The sequence below is a fragment of the Streptomyces sp. SudanB52_2052 genome (assembly GCF_964272415.1).
Lineage (GTDB): Bacteria > Actinomycetota > Actinomycetes > Streptomycetales > Streptomycetaceae > Streptomyces > Streptomyces olindensis.
Genome location: NZ_OZ186796.1, coordinates 4,265,104 through 4,282,665 on the forward strand (window position 1 = coordinate 4,265,104; position 17,562 = coordinate 4,282,665).

Sequence of the window (17,562 nt, forward strand, 5' to 3'; positions counted from 1 at the left end):
GACGACGAGCAGCTGTACATGCTGGGCGCCGCGCACAGGTCCTGTCTTACAACCGCTGTGGCGCTTCTCCGCACTGGCAGAGCCCAAGTTGCCGGCTCCGCCTGGCCACTGCCCCTTCTGCTTGGACCCACAGGGGCAGCCCACGGACGAGGACATCTACCCGAAGTGGCTCGTACGCGAGATGAAGCGACACGGCATTCGGAGCACGGACCCACAGCGGCGGCGTATCAACTGGCCGACGACACCTGTCTGCCAACACTGCAACCACACGTGGATGTCGGCCCTGGAGAACGACGTCATGCCATCCACAGCATGCCCTTTGTGGTGACACCCAGCAGGGTGGCGTCGAGATCGATGTCGAAGAAGAGTGCGCCGCCGGCCCGCAGGTCGGCCAGCCGGCGGGCCGCTGTGGCGGACGACCAGCCGGTCGCCGCGGCGAGGTCGGTGAGGCCAGCCCGGCCGTCGCGCCGGAGGGCGGCGAGCAGGCCGGCGTCGGCCGGGGTGAGGGCCTGCTGCGCGGGACGGGCGGGCGCGATGGCGGGACCCTTCGGCCGCATCTCACCCGCATCACCCCACATCCGTACGACAGCACAACAGCCGCACGAACGAGCATTCCGCGCCCATCGTCACCCCGCACGGAATTGGGGCAGCTGAGTCAGCGCCGAATCCGAAGAGGGTTCGCGGCGGCCAGGGATCCGTGCACGGGTTGGAGGTAGTGCAGGAACGCCTGGTGCGTCATGCCGGCTCGTGACGGATGGCGGCGATCAGGGTCGGCGTCGGCATCCTTCGTTTCTCCGGTGGAACGAGTGGCGATCGGCATCGCGGGGATATCCGCGATGCCGATCTCGACGGGTGTGTGGTTCTCGTGGTGGACCGGCACCGCGTGGTCAGCCCGCCGTCTGCTGGATCGGGTCCGGGGCGGCCGTCCGGCGGCGCCGGGCGGCGAGGCCGAGTGCGGCGGTGGCGACGGCCCCGGCGAGGGCGAGTACGCCCAGGGCGTTCGCCAGGGTGCCGACGGCGGAGGCGAGCGCGAGGACCACGAGCGGGCAGATGAACTGGCCGAGGAAGAAGAAGCCCGTCCACAGACCGGTGCCGCGGCCGCGGTCGGCGTAGTGGAGCTTGGACATGGCGAGGGTGAGCAGGCTCGGCAGCATGATGCCGCTGCCGAGGCAGTTGATCACCGCGCCGGCGGTCAGTACGACGGGGTTGGGGGCGAGCCAGATCACCGCGAAGCCGACGGCGCACAGGCCGAAGGCGGTGGGCAGCCAGGCTTGCGGGCTGCGGCCGGCCTTGGCGAAGACCACGGCGCCGATCACGACCGCGGCACTGGAGCCGGCGGTGGCCAGTCCGATCACGCCGGGGTTGCTCACGCCCATGTCGTTCAGGAGGAATGCCATCTCCACCTGGACGGTGTAGAAGAGGACGGCTCCGAAGAGGGTCAGCGCGCAGGTGCCGGCCAGCGGACGCCAGGGGAAGGGCCGCTTGGCCATCGGTTCCGAGGCGGTGAGGGAGGGCTCGTCCGCGTGGTCGGCCGGTCGGGGCCGCGGCAGGAAGGCGGCCATGGCCGGGGCGAGCAGCAGGCTCACCGCGTAGGCCCAGAACGGTGCGCGCCAGCCGGCCGATCCGGCCGCGCCGCCCAGCACGAAGAAGGCCGTCGCGGAGATCGAGGCGCACATCGTCTGCATCGCGAGGTAGCGATCGCGTTGCCGGCCGGAGTAGTAGTCGCCGATCAGCGTGGTGCTGCAGGTCATGATGGCGGCTTCGGCGACACCGACGAGGGCGCGACTGGCGACGATGGCGCCGAGGGAGTCCAGCCACAGGGGGGCGGTGCCGAGGATCGCGTACAGCACGGTCGAGACGACGAGCAGGCGTTTGCGGCCGAGCCGGTCGACGATGACGCCGGCGAAGGGGGCCAGCAGCGCCAGGGAGAGGGCGGGGATGGTCAGGGCCATGGGGACGAGCGCGTCGACGCCCGGCACGTCGGCGAAGTGGGACTGCATCTGCGGCAGGACGGGGGCGATGAGTACGGCGCCCAGGATGGGCAGGCAGCTGCCGGCCATCAGCAGCATGAGGCGAAGCCGGTGGCCGGGGCCGGACACGGCCTGCTCGGTCGGGGTGTCCTTGACGGCTGTGGGCGTCGGGGACGGGAGCGGGGGCACGGGTGCAGGCATGCGGGAACTCCACGTGGCGGGTCGGGAGGGGGACGGGATGGTGCGGCCGTCGTGGTCGGGCCGCCCGGTATCTGTGGGGAGCGGGGGGCCGATGACTGCCGGGCGTCGCGGCGGGCCGGCTCGCCGGGCGCCTGCCCGGTCCCGGCAGCGGAGGATGGTGTGGCTCCGGCGCCGGGTGGAGACGACTATGGGCCAACGGACAGGTCCTGCCTAGCCCTCATCCGATCGATATCGAAGATGTGGATCATCCAGACCTTGGATGCCAGGCACCTGCACGGGCCCGCTATCTCGGTGCGACTGTGGCGATACGGCCGGGCTCCGAAGCGGCCAGCTCCGCTCCCACGCGGGCCGCTGTCTCGCGCAGCCAGATGTGGGCCGCGTCGTGGGTGTGCACCGGGTGCCACCACAGTGCCTCCTGGAGAGGGACCGCCCCGTAGGGAGGTTCCATGAGGCGTACGGCGGCCACGCCGCGCAGCAGCTCGGCCAGGCGCTGCTGGACCAGGGCGATCCGGCGGGTGCCGGCGATCAGGAAGGGCAGCGCCTGGAAGCTGTCGACGGAGATCTCCACGCGGGGATCGACACCGAGCATGCTCAGCTGCCGGGCGGCCGGGGCGTCGTAGGCACGCTGGTAGATGACCCAGGGCAGTCGTGCCAGGTCGTCCATGGTCAGCTGGTCGCCGACCTCGTCGTTCGTCTCGGCGACCAGGAAGGCCCAGCGGTCGGTGAACAGGTCGACGGCGGGGAAACCGCCGATGATGCCGCGCGGCATCAGCAGCCCGTCGGCTGTGCTGAGCAGCGGTGTCGTGTCCTCGGTGACGTCGATGGGCGTCCGCTGGAAGCGCAGCCGTACTCCCGGGGCCTCGGCGTGCACGGTCCGGGCGAGCTCGGCGCCGAACACGGCGAGGGCGTAGTCGGAGGTGAGCAGGGTGAACTCGTGCTCCTCGCTGCCCGGGGCGAAGTCGGCCCTGCTGCTGAAGACCCGTTCCAGCAGGTCGCAGGCGGTCGAGGTGCGGTCCAGCAGGGCGCGGCCGAGGGCGGTCAGTTCGTACTGTTTGCCGACGCGCGCGAGCAGGTCGTCGTCGAAGTGGCGGCGCAGGCGGGCCAGGGCCGCGCTCATCGCCGGCTGGCTGAGCCCGACGCGCTGGCCGGCGCGGGTGACGTTGCGTTCCTCCAGTAGGGCCCGCAGGGACAGGACGAGGTTGAGATCGAGGCCTGAGAGGGACACGACGCCTCCAGAGCGAGGCCGCTTGCGGCGGCAGCACCATTTGCACCACAGATGATCAACATCTAAAGAATCTATTTCCCAGATTACGCGCTGGGGTCCAGATTGGTCCCACCGCAATCTGGAGGACATTCCCGTGAAACCCGCAGCCGCTTCCGCGTCCTTCTCCGGACCCTTCGCCCTTGGCGTCCTCTCCGCCCCTGACCAGGCGGCATTCCCCGGTCTCGTGACCCCCGGGGGGCGCGTGCTGGATCTTTCCACGGCCCTGGCAGAGCCGGCCCTGACGACCCGGGGGATCTTCGAGCGGTGGGACGAGGTGCTCCCTCGCCTGCACGCGCTCGCGGCCGACGAGACGGCCGACGAGGCGGCCAGCTGGCGGCCGTTGGAGCACCTGCGGGTGCACGCGCCGGTCGAGCCCCGCCAGGTCTTCCAGTGCGGCGCCAACTACCGGCAGCACGTGATCGACCTGGAGGTCGCCCACCGCTCCCCCGACGACCCCCGCACCGTGGAGGAAGCGCGGGCCGAGATCGCCGCGGTCATGGACCGGCGGGCGGCCGAGGACCTGCCGTACGTGTTCATCGGCCTGCCGAGCGCGATCACCGGCCCCTTCGACGACGTCGTACTCCCCGACTGGGCCGAACAACCGGACTGGGAACTGGAGCTGGCGGCCGTCATCGCCCGGCCCGCCTACCGGGTGACGGCCGAGGAGGCCCTGGAGTACGTGGCCGGCTACACCATCGCCAACGACCTCACCGACCGGGCCACCGTCTTCCGCCGGGACATGAAGGCCATCGGCACCGACTGGCTGCGCTGCAAGAACGCTCCCGGCTTCACCCCGCTCGGCCCGTGGATCGTGCCCGCCGCGTCGATCGCCGACCCCGGTGACCTGCGCGTCACACTGAAGCTCAACGGCGAGACCATGCAGGACGAGTCCACCAAGGACATGCTCTTCGGCATCGCCCGGCTGGTGTCGTACATCTCCCAGACCTCCCGGCTCCTGCCCGGCGACCTGGTGCTCACCGGCAGCCCGGCCGGCAACGGCATGCACTGGGGACGGCTGCTGCGCGACGGCGACGTCATGGAGGGCTCCATCACGGGTCTGGGCGTGCAGCGCACCCGCTGTGTCGCCCAGGGGACCGCGTCGTGACGGCCCCGCCCGACCCCGCGGACGCCGAGGGCGCCATCACCGAGGCCGCCAAGCGGTACTCCAACTGGGGGCGCTGGGGCGAGGACGACGTGCTCGGCACACTGAACTTCCTCGACGAGGCCAAGCGCCGTGAGGGTGCCGCACTCATCCGCCGGGGTGTCAGCTTCTCGCTGTCGCAGCGGTTCGACATGAACGGGCCGCAGAAGGGCTGGCGCCGCCGCACCAACCCCGTCCACACCATGCTGGACACGGGAACGGACGCGGCGCTGGGCAACCAGGGCTTCCCCCACGGCATCGGCGGCGCCGACGACGTGATCGCGATGCCCCTGCAGTGCTCCACCCAGTGGGACGGGCTCGGGCACATCTTCGACCACGGCAAGGCGTGGAACGGGCGGGCGGCCGAGAAGGTCGTCACCTCCGACGGCGATCTGGTCACCGGCATCGAGCACATGGCCCCGTACGTCGCCGGGCGCGGAGTCCTCCTCGACGTCGGCCGGGTGATCGGCGGTGAACGCGGGGAACTGCCGGACGGTTTCGCGATCACCGAGGACCACCTGACCGCGACGGCCGAGGCGCACGGCGTGGCCGTCGGCCGCGGGGACATCGTCGTCGTCCGGACCGGGCGGCTGGCGCGCGCCCGCCGCGAGGGCTGGGGCGACTACGCCGGCGGAGACTCGCCCGGCCTGTCCTTCACCACCGCCGGCTGGCTGCACGCGAGCCAGATCGCCGCGATCGCCACCGACACGTGGGGCTTCGAGGTACGGCCGAACGAGTTCGACGGCGCCTTCCAGCCGCTGCACCAGGTCGTCATCCCCAACATGGGCCTGCTGATCGGCGAGATGTGGGACCCCGACGCCCTCGCGGACGACTGCGCCCGCGACGGCGTGTACGAGTTCTGGCTCACCGCCGCGCCCCTGCCCATCACCGGAGCCGTCGGCTCCCCCGTCAATCCGGTCGCCGTCAAGTGACCTGTTCAACAAAGGAGTCGGCCATGGAAGGAAAACGAGTCCTGGTCATCGGAGGGGGCACCTCCGGCAACGTCATGACCGTGCTGCTGCGACGGGCCGGCATCGACGTCGACCTCGTCGAGGCCAGGCCGGACTGGAACGTACGCGGCTCCGGCATCACCCTTCAGGGCAACGCCCTGCGCGTGCTGCGCGAGGTCGGCGTCTGGGACGAGGTCCGCGAGCACGGCTTCGGCTTCGACGCCCTGGGGCTGACGACGCCCGACGGCACCGTGCTGCACGTCGGCGACGTCCTGCGCACCGGCGGAGACGACCTCCCCGCCACCCTGGGCATGCAGCGCCCGGTGCTCCAGCGCATCCTCGTCGACGCCGTCCGGGCATCCGGCGCGAATGTCCGGCTCGGCACCACCGCCGAGACCCTCACCGAGGACGACACCTCCGTGACCGTCCGGTTCAGTGACGGCACCGAGGGCCGCTATGACCTGGTCGTGGCCGCCGACGGCCTGCACTCCGCGACCCGCGCCGCCATCGGCATCGACGTCAAACCCGAGCCGACCGGCATGGCCATCTGGCGTGTCCCGGCGCCCCGCCCGGCCGGAGTGGAGTGCAGCGTCCTCTCCCACGGCGGACCCTGCTACATCGCCGGCTACACGCCCACCAGCGAAAACACGATCTACGCCTATCTGGTGGAGGCCGGCCGCGACCGCGCCACGATCCCGCCCGAGTCCTACGCGCGGGAGATGCGCCGCCTCGCCGAGGGCTACGGCGGTGCCTGGGACGAGATCCGCGACTCGATCACCGACCCGGCGCAGGTGAACTACACCTGGTTCGACCGGATGCTGGTCGAGGACTCCTGGCACCGGGGCCGGGTCGTCCTCGTCGGCGACGCCGCGCACTGCTGCCCGCCCACGATGGCCCAGGGCGCGGCGATGGCCATGGAGGACGCATGGGTGCTGTCCCAGCTGCTGACCAGCGGATCCGCGTGGGACGAGGAACTGCTCACGCGCTACTACGAGCGGCGGATCGATCGGGTCCGGATGGTCGTCGAAGCGTCCGTGCAGATCGGGCAGTGGCAGCTCGACGGCGTGCCCGGTGACGTGCCCGGGCTGCTGGACGCCACCCTGCCGGTGCTCAAGGAGCTGCCGTGACGGCCCACCCGCCCCCGGCTACCGCTGGGAGCCGCCCCCAGCCCGACCCCCGCCCCTCGTCGAGCACGGACGCCTGCACTTCCCCGACTGTCGACGTACACGCGCACGTTCTGATCCCCGAGGTCGAGGCCCTGGTGGCCGGCCTGCCGGGCCTGGCGGAGGCCAAGGTCCTCGACGCCCGCCGCAACGGGCCCGCGGCCCTGGCCGTCAGCGGCCCCATGGTCGCCGAGCGCATTCCGAGGCTGACGGACGTCGCCGTACGACTGGCCGCGATGGACGCGCAGGGCGTGGACGTCCAGCTGGTCAGCCCGTCGCCCTCGCACTACCACTACTGGGCGGACGAGGAGACGGCGGAGAAGGTGTACCGCCTGGCCAACGAGGCGACGGCCGCCCACTGCGCCCAGGCGCCCGGCCGGCTGCACGGTCTGGGCCTCGTCCCCCTGCAGCACCCGGAATCGGCGGTGCGCGCGCTCGAACTCGCCATGGGTATGGGCCTGTCGGGTGTCGAAATCTCCTCGCACGCGCCGGGCCGGGAGCTGTCGGACCCTGCGTACGAACCCTTCTGGACCCGGGCCGAGGAGACGGGCGCGATCCTCTTCCTGCATCCCTTCGGCTGCACGCTCGACGAGCGCCTGGACCAGTGGTACCTGTCCAACACCGTCGGACAGCCCACCGAGAACGCCGTCGCCCTGTCCCATCTGATCTTCTCCGGCGTGCTGGACCGGCATCCCGAGTTGAAGATCGTCGCGGCTCATGGCGGCGGCTACCTGCCCACTCACATCGGCCGCAGCGACCACGCCTGGTCGGCCCGCTCCGACGCGGGCGCGGGCTGCGCCCACCTGCCCAGCAGCTACCTCAAACGCCTCTACTTCGACTCCCTGGTCCACGACCCGCAAGTACTGCGGGCGCTGATCGGCGCGGTCGGCGCCGACCGTGTGCTGCTCGGCTCCGACTTCCCCTTCGACATGGGCACCGAGGACCCCGTCGGCGCACTGCGCGCCGCACACCTGCCCGACGACGACTTCCACGCCGTGCGCGGTGGCAACGCGACAACGCTGCTGCGCCTCACTTGACCCCCGCACAGGAGAACCCGCCATGAGCGCACGCCTGCTCACCCATCTGCGGCACGTCGACCTCGCCGTGCCCGACTACGAAAAGCAGCTCGACTTCTACGCCGGCGTCTGGGGCCTGACCCAGGTCGCCGAGGACTCCGGGATCTCCTTCCTCGCCGCCGAGGGCAGTCCCGAGCAGTACGTGGTACGGCTGCGCAAGGCCGAGGAGAAGCGCCTCGACCTCGTCTCGTACGGCGCCGCGAGCGCGGCGGACGTGGACACCCTCGCCGAACAACTCCTCGCGGGAGGAGTGCAGTTGATCTCCCAGCCGGGCAAGATCGACACACCCGGTGGCGGCTACGGCTTCCGCTTCTTCGACGTCGACGGCCGCACCATCGAAGTGTCCGCCGATGTGGACGTACGGCAGCACCGCAAGATCGAGGAGAAGGAGTCGATCCCGGTCAAGCTGTCGCACGTCGTCCTCAACTCCCCGGACCTGAACCGCACTCGGGAGTGGTACGAGCGTCACCTCGGGTTCCGGCTCTCCGACACGCTGATGCATCCGAAGATGGGCGAAGCGATGCACTTCATGCGTATCAGCAACCAGCACCACTCCATGGCCATCGCCCAGGGGCCGCACACCGCGCTGCACCACATCTCCTTCGAGATGCGCGGCATCGACGAGTACATGCGGGGCTCTGGACGGGTGCTCCGGGCCGGCTTCCGCAAGATCTGGGGCCCAGGTCGGCACCTGGCGGGCGACAACACCTTCACCTACTTCCTGGACCCGCAGGGCAACACGGTCGAGTACACCACCGAGCTGGAGCTGCTCGACGAGGACACCTGGCACCCGCACGTCTACGACTTCTCCCAGCCCGAGGTCACCGACCAGTGGGGCACGGCGAACCCGATGAACGAGCTGGTCGCCAAGGAGTCCTTCAACGACGTCGACCGCGGCTGCTTCGTAGCCCCGCCGGTCTGACCCCCTCGAACCCCGGGGACGCGGTGGCCCTGTCAACCGCCCTGACGCCCTTGCCGCGTCCCCGGTTCCCACCGCTGTCGAAGACCGCCGGAGCCTGGAGCCGTGCATGCGTTTCGCCACCTATGAACATCGAGACCGGCGCCGGGTCGCCGTCGTGGAGGAGGACGGCACCCTCCACCCCGTTCCCGGCGCGCGGTCGCTCACGGAGCTGATCAGCTGCGGCGACGGACTCGACGCGCTCCTGCGCGCAGGCGCCGCCACGCTGGACGTCCCGCCGGGCCCTCACGTGTCCGAGGTGCGGCTGCTGCCACCGCTTCAGCCGCCCACCGTGCGGGACTTCGTCACCTTCGAGGAGCACGTCGAAGGGGTACGGCGGTCCGTGGACGGCGTCGGCGGGGTGCCCGAAGCCTGGTACGACGCCCCGACGTTCTACTTCACCAACCCGTACGCCGTCATCGGCGCCCACGACGACGTCCCGGTGCCGCCGGGCAGCGGAGTCCTCGACTTCGAGCTGGAGGTCGCCGCCGTCATCGGCCGGGAGGGGCGGGACCTGACGCCAGAACAGGCACGGGACCACATCATCGGCTACACCGTCTTCAACGACTGGTCGGCCCGCGACCTGCAGTCCCGCGAGATGCAGGTCCGCCTCGGCCCGTGCAAGGGCAAGGACACGGCCGCCACCCTCGGCCCGTACCTGGTCACCGCCGACGAGCTGGAGCCGTACCGCGACACCGACGGCCTTCTGCGCCTGGCGCTGACCGCCTCGGTGAACGGCGAGGTGGTCGGCAAGGACCTGCTGTCCAACATGAGCTGGACCTTCGAGGAGATGGTCGCCTACGCCTCGCGGGGCACCGTCGTCCGCCCCGGCGACGTGCTCGGCTCCGGCACCTGCGGCAACGGCGGCTGCCTCGCCGAGCTGTGGGGCGTCCGGGGCGAGCAGTCCCCGCCCCCGCTGAAGCCGGGAGACACCGTCACCCTCACCGTGGAGGGCATCGGCACCGTCTCCAACACCGTGGTCGCGGGCAGGGATCCGGAGCCTCTGCCGACCGCCCGCCGCCGCAGCCGGGAGCGGCCGTGAACGACCTGCACCCCAAGAGGCTCCTCGGCAAGGTCGTCGTCGTCACCGGCGCCGCGCGCGGCCAGGGCGCCGCCGAGGCCGAGGCCCTGACCCGCGAGGGCGCCCGCGTCATCGGCACCGACGTGACCGAGGCCCCCGGCTGCCGCCGCCTCGACGTCACCGACGAGGAGCACTGGGCGGAGCTGGCCGCCGAACTGAGGGAGTCGTACGGCCAGGTGCACGGCCTGGTCAACAACGCGGGCATCACCTGGCGCGCCCGCCTCGACGAAGTGACCCCCGACGACTTCGCCCGAGTCCACGCCGTCAACGTCACCGGCCCGCTCCTTGCCATCCAGCACCTGACGCCGCTGATGCCACCCGGCTCGTCCATAGTCAACGTCGGCTCCACCGCCGCTCTCACCGCCCACTACCCGGTCGCCTACACGACCAGCAAATGGGCGCTGCGCGGCCTGTCGAAGGCCGCGGCCACGGAGCTCGGCCCGCGCGGCATCCGCGTCAACACGATCCACCCCGGCTTCATCGAGACCGAGATGACCGCCTCCGCCGCGCCCGCCTTCCGTGAGGCGAACATCCGCGAGACCCCGCTCGGCCGCACCGGCACGGTGGACGAGGTCGCCCCGCTCGTGGTCTTCCTCCTGTCCGACGAGTCGTCCTTCATCACCGGCGCCGAGATCCCGGTCGACGGCGGACTCACCGCGCACGGCGGCGTCAAGTCCATCTCGGACGCTCTGGGTTCAGCTGCTGTGGATTCGGCCGCTTCGAATCCGGAGGGGCATTGAAACGGCTGGAAGGGAAGGTGGCCCTGATATCGGGCACGGCCCTCACCCCCGGCCCGCTCGACGCGACCGACGAGGACTCCGTCCGTTTCGGTGCCGCCGACACCCAGCCGTACGAGGACTTCGGCTGCACGATGCGCGCCGAGCTGGACTCGGTATGGCTGCCCGCGCACGTCGCCCGGCCCCACCGGGTGCGCAGTCGCACCTCCATCGTCACCGTGGGGTCCCCAGCGAGCCTGACCGGCTCGCTCACCAACCAGCGGACCGCCTGCCCCCATGGCGTCCAAGGGCCGGTGATCGCGATGACCTGGCAGCTCGCCGCCGAAGGCGCCCCGTACGGCATCCGCGCCAACTGCGTCAGCCCGGGGTGATCGACACCGAGGCCACGCGCGGCGACCCCGCCGGCCGACGACCATCCCATGTGGACCATCGCCCGCCACATCTCCCTCGGCCGCGTCGAGCTCCCCGAGGAGGTCGTCAACGGGGCCGTCTTCCTCGCTTCCGACGAGGCGGCCACATCACCGGCGCCAACCTCGTCGTCGACGGCGGCCGGTCGTCCGTACTCCCCAGCTGAAAGGGACCACTTCCGTGAACAAGGTGAGCGCGAACGCCGACGAGGCGGTCGCCGACATTGCCGACGGCGCGTCTCTGGCCGTCGGCGGCTTCGGCCTCAGCGGCATCCCCGAAGTGGTGATCCGGGCCCTGCACGAACAGGGCGCCACCGGCCTGCAGGTCGTGTCGAACAACTGCGGCGTGGACGGCCGGGGGCTGGGCGTGCTGCTCGCCGCCGGCCGGATCGCCCGCGTGACGGGCAGTTACGTGGGCGAGAACAAGGAGTTCGCCCGCCAGTACCTGTCGGGCGAGCTGGAGGTGGAGCTGGTGCCGCAGGGGACACTGGCCGAGCGGCTGCGCGCCGGTGGCGCGGGTATCCCCGCGTTCTACACCCCGGCCGGTGTGGGCACCCAGGTCGCGAACGGCGGTCTGCCGTGGAGGTACGCGGCGGACGGCTCGGTCGCCGTGGCCTCCCCGCCCAAGGAGACCCGCGACTTCCACGGCCGACCGCACATCCTGGAGCACGCCATCACCACCGACTTCGCCCTCGTCCGGGCCTGGCGAGGGGACCGGCACGGCAACCTGGTCTTCCGCCGCGCCGCGGCCAACTTCAACCCGCTCGCGGCGATGGCCGGCCGGATCACGATCGCCGAGGTCGAAGAACTCGTGGAACCGGGCGAGCTGAGCCCCGACGCCGTCCACCTCCCCGGCGTCTTCGTCCAGCGGATCGTGGAGCTCACCCCCGCTCAGGCCGCTGACAAGCAGATCGAGAAGAGGACAGTACGAGCATGAGCACGACGATGGACACGCCCCGCGGCTGGACCCGCGACCAGATGGCCGCCCGCGCCGCCGCTGAACTCACCGACGGCTCCTACGTCAACCTCGGCATCGGCCTGCCCACACTCGTCCCCGGCCACCTCCCGCCCGGCGTGCAGGTGGTGTTGCACTCCGAGAACGGCATCCTCGGCACCGGCCGTTATCCGACCGCCGACGAGGTCGACCCGGATCTCATCAACGCGGGCAAGGAGACCGTCACCGTCCTGCCGGGAGCCTCCTTCTTCGACTCGGCCCTGTCCTTCGGCATGATCCGCGGCGGTCACATAGACACCGCGGTGCTGGGCGCCATGCAGGTGTCGGAAGGCGGTGACCTGGCCAACTGGATGATCCCCGGCAAGATGGTCAAGGGCATGGGCGGAGCGATGGACCTGGTCCACGGCGCCCGCCGGGTCATCGTCCTGATGGAGCACACCGCCAAGGACGGCAGCCCGAAGATCCTGACCGAGTGCACCCTGCCGCTCACCGGCGAACGGTGCGTCCACCGCGTCATCACCGACCTCGGCGTCCTCGACGTCACACCCGACGGCCTCACCATCGTCGAGACCGCACCCGGCATCACCCTCGATGAGATCACGGCGAAGACGGCCGCGCCCATGAGGCCCGGATCATCGATGGCTTCCCAGGCTGGGCACGTGAACCCTGGGCCACCTGCGGAGCAACGAGCCCACAGCATCCGAGAAGGCCGTCGAGAATGATCAGGCTCCGGTCACCCGGACGTGACCAACCCGCGCGGAACTCAGGGTCCTCGGCCTGCGTGGGATGGATCACCTTGACTGCGACCCGGGGTCAGCCGCGTAATCGCAAGCGACAATCCCGGCGACGCCGGCGATCAGGCCCGGGATACTGGTCGCCCATGGATGAGGTCGAAGTCGTCGTCGCCCATTCCGAGCGTGCGACTCTGCGCGTCGGCGACGTGTTCCTGAAGGTGGACGCCGATCAGGCGCGCCTCGACGTCGAGGTCGAGGCGATGTCCCTCGCGCCGGTGCCGACCCCTGAGGTCCTGTGGCGCAAGCCGCCCGTGCTCGCGACCGCCGCGCTCCCGGGCACGACGCTCGGGCGCCTCGGCGGGCCGGCGACCGGGTCGCCGGCGGCGTGGGCCGCGGCGGGCGCCGCCATCCGGAAGCTGCACGACGCGCCGCTGCCGCCCTGGCCCGGCAGGGCCGGCCGGGGCATCGAGGAGCTGACGAAGGAGCTCGCCGACGAGTGCGAGTTGCTCGTGACGAACGGCGTCCTGCCGGCCGACCTGGTCACCCGCAACCGCCAGGTCGCCGAGGCCGCGCTGCGGCCGTGGACTCCGGTGTTCACACACGGCGACCTGCAGATCGCGCACGTCTTCGTCGACGGCGACGAGGTCACCGGCATCATCGACTGGTCCGAGGCGGGCCAGGGAGACGCCCTGTACGACCTCGCCACCTTCCTGCTCGGACACGAGGAGCACCTCGACGACGTCATCGCCGGATACGGCGCCGACATCGACATCGACGTGATCCACGCGTGGTCGTCTCTGCGCAGCCTGCTGGCAGTTCGCTCGCTGATCGAGCAGGGCTTCGACCCCTTCGCGCCGGGCTGTGAGGTCGACGTGCTGAGATCCCGGATGTGAGGCCGCGCAGCCGCGGCAGTGCGCCGCAACGCGAAACCGGGCCTTCCCTCGGGGGGGGGGAGGCCCGGCTCCAAAGTGTGGGAAGCCCTCAGCCGACTGCGGCGAACGCGGCGGCCGTCCTACGGTCGCTCCGCGAGCAGCCGTACGGTGTCGGCGAGCCGCGTACGGAAATAGAAGTGGCCGCCTGGCTGTACGTGGAGCCGGAACCGGCCCGTCGTGCACCGTTCCCAGGGCCGGGCCGCGTGCACCGGCACCCAGGGGTCGGAGTCGCCGACGACGGCCGTGACGTCGCAGCGCAGGGGAACGGGCCGGGCGGTGTACCTCTGCAGCAGCCGGTAGTCGTTGCGCACGATCGGGAAGATGACCGCCCGCACGTCCGGGGTGTCCAGCAGCCTCGGATCCGTACCGCCCTCGCCGGCGAGGTCCGCCCGCAGCTCGTCGTCGGTCAACGCATCGGTGCGGGAGGGAACCTGGCCGATCCGGGAGCCGGGTGCCGAGCGGCCCGAGACGACGAGATGTGCGAGGCGGGCCCCGAAGTCGTCCTCCAGCAGATGCGCGACCTCGTAGGCGACGGACGCGCCCATGCTGTGGCCGACGAGCGTCGTGGGCAGCGCGGGGCCGGCCGCCCCGGCGACCGCGTCGGCCGCCGCACCCGCGAGGGTCGCCATGTCCGGGACGAGCGGCTCCGCCATGCGGTGCTCCCGCCCCGGGTACTGCACGATCCGCAGCTCCACGTCTGCGGGGAGGTGCGCGGCCCAGGCGCGGTAGTAGTTCGCCCCGCCGCCCGCGTGCGGGAAGAGGAGTATCCGGTGCCTGGCGTCCGGGCGCGGACGGGGCACCACGAACCAGTCACCTGGGTCAGCCATCGCCACCTCCCCGCTTTCCGTCCGAGGCGGAGACGAGCGACGTCCCCTCGTCCCCCTGCCCACCCGGTGCGGACGGCTGCGGTCCCTCCTCGCGGATCCGGAAGCGCTGGAGCGACTTCGGGGCCCACCAGATGGTGCGGCCGAAGATCCCCATGAGGGCGGGCACCAGCAGGCACCGCACCAGGGTGGCGTCCACCAGGATGGCCAGGGCGACGCCCAGTCCCAGCATCTTGGTGAGGGTGATCTGCGAGGTGCCGATGGCCACCATCACGATGGTGAGCAGCACCGCGGCGGCGGTGATCACCCCTCCGGTCTGGGCGATGCCGGCGCTCACGGCCTCGCGGTGGTCGCCGTGCCGGTCGTAGTTCTCCTTGATCCGCGACAGGATGAACAGGGAGTAGTCCATCGACAGGCCGAAGGTCAGGCAGAACATCAGCACGGGCAGCGAGGTCTCGATGAACCCGGTGGCCGTGAAGCCGAGCAGCCCGCTGAGGTGTCCCTCCTGGAACACCCAGACGGCGGCCCCGAACATCGCGGTGAGGCTGAGCGCGTTGAGCACGACCGCCAGGAACGGGAGCACCAGCGAACCGGTCATGAGGAAGATCATGACGAGGGTGACCATGACGATGAACAGCAGCGCGTACGGCAGGAGTTCGCCGATGACGTCCCGGCTGTCCACCAGCATGGCGGCCTGCCCGCCGACCCTCACGGAGGACGAGGGCGGCTCCTCCACGGCGCGGACGCGCTTGACGAGGTCCTGGCTCTCGACGGAGATGTCCTCGATGGTGGGGACGGGCCAGACGGTCAGGTAGTCGGTGCCCGACACCGCGCGGGTCGCGCTCGCCGCGGTGGGCGGCTGGACCAGCTGTCCGTCCTGGTAGGTGCCGGTCGGGCTGTCCACGCGCGCCACGCCCTTCAGCGCGGACAGTTTCCCGGCGTAGGCGCCGATGTCCTGCTGCTCCGCGTCCTGGGCCAGTACGTCGATGCCGCCGGTCGGGCTGACGGGGAAGGACTCGCGCAGGGTGTTGTGGACGATCCGGGCCTCGGCCTTCTCACCGAGCGTCCGGTCGTCCACCGTGCCGAACTCGACCTTCAGGAAGGGGAGGCCGACCAGGATCAGGAGCGCGGTGACGAGCACGGTGACCAGCGGCGCGCGGCGCATCGTCGTGCCGGCGAGGGCACGCCAGCGGCGTTCCGCGGCGGCCTCCCGCTCCTGGCCGCCCTTCCGGCGGAGCCGTAGCGCGTCCACCCGGTGGCCGAGGAGCAGCAGCAGGGCGGGCAGCACGATGAGCGCGGCGAGCGCGGCGAGCGCCACCACGGTGATCCCGGCGTACGCGAACGAGCGCAGGAAGTACATGGGGAAGATCAGCATCGCGGCGAGCGACACGGCCACGACGAACGCCGAGAACAGTACGGTCCGGCCCGCGCTGTGCATCGTGGCGCTGAGGGCCCGCGCGGTGTCGGCGTCGCGCTTCAGCTCCTCCCGGTAGCGCCGGACGATGAGGAGCGCGTAGTCGATCGCCAGGCCGAACCCGAGTGCCGTCGTCAGGTTCTGCGCGAAGACCGACACGTCGGTGAGGTGCGTGATCCCCGTCAGGACCGCGTTGGTCCCCAGGATGGCGATCACGCCGATCCCGAGCGGCAGCAGCGCGGAGACGACGCTGCCGAACGCCAGCAACAGGATGAGGAGCACCAGCGGAAAGGCGATCAGCTCGGACTTCACCAGGTCGTCGGCGGTCTGCTGCTGTGACTCGTTGCGCACGGCGACGGTGCCGCCGAGGGACACCTCCAGGTCGCCGACGGCGCCCCGGTAGTCGTCCTCGATACGCTCGAAGACCTTGCCCGCCTCGGTCTCGTTGCCCTTGATGTGGGCGACGATCAGCGCGTACCGGCCGTCCTTCGCGCGCAGCCCGGCATCACCGGTCTGCCAGTAGTCGACGACACCCGTGATGCCCTGTTCCCGGGCCAGTCGCTGGGCCAGCTCGGTGCCCTCGCGTTTCGTGCGGGGGTCGTCGGCCTCCGCCTTCACGAGCAGGACGAGATTGGGCCTGCTGGCCGGGAACTTGGCGTCCATCGTCTCGGCCGCCAGGCTGGACTCCGCGGCCGGGTCCTCGGTGCCGCCGAGTTGGAGCCGGTCGGTGAGACCACCGCCCACGAGTACCGCGCCCACCAGCAGCGCGACGACACAGGACAGCAGCAGCCTGGGCCGCCCCGCGATCCGAAGTAAAGCTGACATGCTTACCGCCGATTCTTCCTCAGAGGGACGCGTTCGGATGTCCGACTGCGACGTGAACGCACCCTGGGTTATGCCTCGGGCTTGGTGACCGCGAACGCGAACACCGAGCCAAACTTAATCAAGCGGTAGTTGACGAATCCCACGTTCTCCAGCTGCACGGGCAGCTGCTTGAGATCCGTGCGACGGATTCCGGTCAACCTGACCCCGATGCGGCTGCTGACGAGATCGTTGACCGCGAAGGTGCTGGCCACGTAGACCCCACCGGGCTTCAGGAGCCGGAACACCGCCTCGTAGGCGCCGACCGGGTCGGCGTACAGGTGCAGCGAACCGGGGTTGTTCACCCCGTCGAAAACACCCTCCTTGAAGGGCAGGTTCCGCACGTCCCCGCGGATCAGGTGAACGTTGCGACGGCCAACGGTCTCCTGCACGGTCTTGTGCAGCATCGCCTCGGAGATGTCCAGGCCGACCACGGTCGCCTCGGGCACCGCCCCGGCGAGTCGATCCGTGAAGTACCCCGCCCCGCAGGACAGATCGAGCCAGGCTCCGGTGCTCTCCTCGTCGAGCTTCAGCCATTTCCGGTAGATCTCGAACTCTTCGGCGTAGGACGGGATGTGGTTGCCGAAGCCGGCGAAGAGCCGGGAGAAGAACGGGCGTGAAACGGTCTCGTAGAGCCGGACGAACGCGGCGCTCTCCATCAGCTTCTGGGCGGGGGTCGGCGCGGCCGGATCGGGCTTGCCCGGCTCCCGGATCATGTCGATGAAGGCAGGGGTGACCGGGGCGCCTCGGCCGCAGGAGGAGCACTTCAGTTCGGTGGGCGAGGTCTGCGTGACCTCCGCCGAGCAGGACGGGCAGGCCAGCAGGTCGAGCACCTGGGTCAGCATCGGATGCCTCTCTTGGGTAGCTGTGTCACGTACTGCGGATCGGAGTGCG

General features: G+C 70.8%; 17 protein-coding genes. 11 read left to right on the plus strand and 6 right to left on the minus strand.

Going from position 1 to position 17,562, the window contains the following annotated elements:
• Nucleotides 1-296: 296 nt before the first annotated feature.
• The 3 genes from ACSUPV_RS18855 to ACSUPV_RS18865 form a co-directional block, all read right to left on the minus strand.
• On the minus strand, nt 297-557 hold the full coding sequence (locus ACSUPV_RS18855; protein WP_382613637.1) for an AsnC family transcriptional regulator: 261 nt from the start codon (nt 555-557) through the stop codon (nt 297-299).
• Between the two features lie 330 nt (nt 558-887).
• A complete protein-coding gene (locus tag ACSUPV_RS18860; protein ID WP_037765282.1) occupies nt 888-2,171 on the minus strand; it encodes an MFS transporter in 1,284 nt (427 codons plus the stop codon).
• Between the two features lie 283 nt (nt 2,172-2,454).
• Nucleotides 2,455-3,396: a LysR family transcriptional regulator gene (locus ACSUPV_RS18865; protein WP_037765285.1), complete on the minus strand. Its 942-nt coding sequence runs from the start codon at nt 3,394-3,396 to the stop codon at nt 2,455-2,457.
• A gap of 133 nt (nt 3,397-3,529) precedes the next feature.
• Between ACSUPV_RS18865 and ACSUPV_RS18870 the strand changes: the two genes are divergently transcribed.
• The 11 genes from ACSUPV_RS18870 (at nt 3,530) to ACSUPV_RS18920 (ending at nt 13,530) form a co-directional block, all read left to right on the plus strand.
• Entirely contained in the window at nt 3,530-4,540 is a 1,011-nt protein-coding gene (locus tag ACSUPV_RS18870) for a fumarylacetoacetate hydrolase family protein (RefSeq protein WP_436947871.1), read from the plus strand.
• Nucleotides 4,537-5,508 (plus strand): cyclase family protein, encoded by a 972-nt coding sequence (locus ACSUPV_RS18875; protein WP_382613630.1) that lies wholly within the window; start codon nt 4,537-4,539, stop codon nt 5,506-5,508. The genes ACSUPV_RS18870 and ACSUPV_RS18875 overlap by 4 nt, the downstream gene beginning before the upstream one ends.
• A gap of 23 nt (nt 5,509-5,531) precedes the next feature.
• A complete protein-coding gene (locus ACSUPV_RS18880) occupies nt 5,532-6,653 on the plus strand; it encodes an FAD-dependent oxidoreductase (RefSeq protein ID WP_031120853.1) in 1,122 nt (373 codons plus the stop codon).
• Complete coding sequence (locus ACSUPV_RS18885; RefSeq protein ID WP_436947872.1) at nt 6,650-7,726, plus strand: amidohydrolase family protein; 1,077 nt, start codon at nt 6,650-6,652, stop codon at nt 7,724-7,726. Before ACSUPV_RS18880 ends, ACSUPV_RS18885 begins: the two co-directional genes overlap by 4 nt.
• A gap of 22 nt (nt 7,727-7,748) precedes the next feature.
• Nucleotides 7,749-8,687 (plus strand): VOC family protein, encoded by a 939-nt coding sequence (locus ACSUPV_RS18890; protein WP_382613624.1) that lies wholly within the window; start codon nt 7,749-7,751, stop codon nt 8,685-8,687.
• Nucleotides 8,688-8,793: 106 nt separating this feature from the next.
• A complete protein-coding gene (locus tag ACSUPV_RS18895; protein WP_436947873.1) occupies nt 8,794-9,765 on the plus strand; it encodes a fumarylacetoacetate hydrolase family protein in 972 nt (323 codons plus the stop codon).
• Nucleotides 9,762-10,544, plus strand: a complete 783-nt coding sequence (locus tag ACSUPV_RS18900; protein WP_436947874.1) for an SDR family NAD(P)-dependent oxidoreductase — start codon at nt 9,762-9,764, stop codon at nt 10,542-10,544. Before ACSUPV_RS18895 ends, ACSUPV_RS18900 begins: the two co-directional genes overlap by 4 nt.
• A gap of 17 nt (nt 10,545-10,561) precedes the next feature.
• The gene (locus ACSUPV_RS18905) at nt 10,562-10,912 is read left to right on the plus strand and encodes an SDR family oxidoreductase (RefSeq protein WP_051648789.1); all 351 of its coding nucleotides are present in this window, start codon (nt 10,562-10,564) and stop codon (nt 10,910-10,912) included.
• Nucleotides 10,913-11,129: 217 nt separating this feature from the next.
• Nucleotides 11,130-11,885, plus strand: coding sequence for a CoA transferase subunit A (locus ACSUPV_RS18910; protein WP_037762385.1), 756 nt, complete (start codon nt 11,130-11,132; stop codon nt 11,883-11,885).
• Entirely contained in the window at nt 11,882-12,625 is a 744-nt protein-coding gene (locus ACSUPV_RS18915) for a CoA transferase subunit B (protein ID WP_436947875.1), read from the plus strand. The genes ACSUPV_RS18910 and ACSUPV_RS18915 overlap by 4 nt, the downstream gene beginning before the upstream one ends.
• A 158-nt stretch (nt 12,626-12,783) precedes the next feature.
• Nucleotides 12,784-13,530, plus strand: coding sequence for a phosphotransferase family protein (locus ACSUPV_RS18920; protein WP_436947876.1), 747 nt, complete (start codon nt 12,784-12,786; stop codon nt 13,528-13,530).
• A gap of 119 nt (nt 13,531-13,649) precedes the next feature.
• Here the strand turns inward: ACSUPV_RS18920 and ACSUPV_RS18925 are convergent, their stop codons facing one another.
• The 3 genes from ACSUPV_RS18925 to ACSUPV_RS18935 all read right to left on the minus strand — a co-directional run bounded on the left by ACSUPV_RS18925 (nt 13,650) and on the right by ACSUPV_RS18935 (nt 17,513).
• On the minus strand, nt 13,650-14,396 hold the full coding sequence (locus tag ACSUPV_RS18925) for a thioesterase II family protein (protein ID WP_382613615.1): 747 nt from the start codon (nt 14,394-14,396) through the stop codon (nt 13,650-13,652).
• Entirely contained in the window at nt 14,389-16,632 is a 2,244-nt protein-coding gene (locus ACSUPV_RS18930) for an MMPL family transporter (RefSeq protein ID WP_436947877.1), read from the minus strand. Before ACSUPV_RS18930 ends, ACSUPV_RS18925 begins: the two co-directional genes overlap by 8 nt.
• A 68-nt stretch (nt 16,633-16,700) precedes the next feature.
• On the minus strand, nt 16,701-17,513 hold the full coding sequence (locus ACSUPV_RS18935; RefSeq protein WP_031116772.1) for a class I SAM-dependent methyltransferase: 813 nt from the start codon (nt 17,511-17,513) through the stop codon (nt 16,701-16,703).
• Nucleotides 17,514-17,562 lie beyond the last annotated feature (49 nt).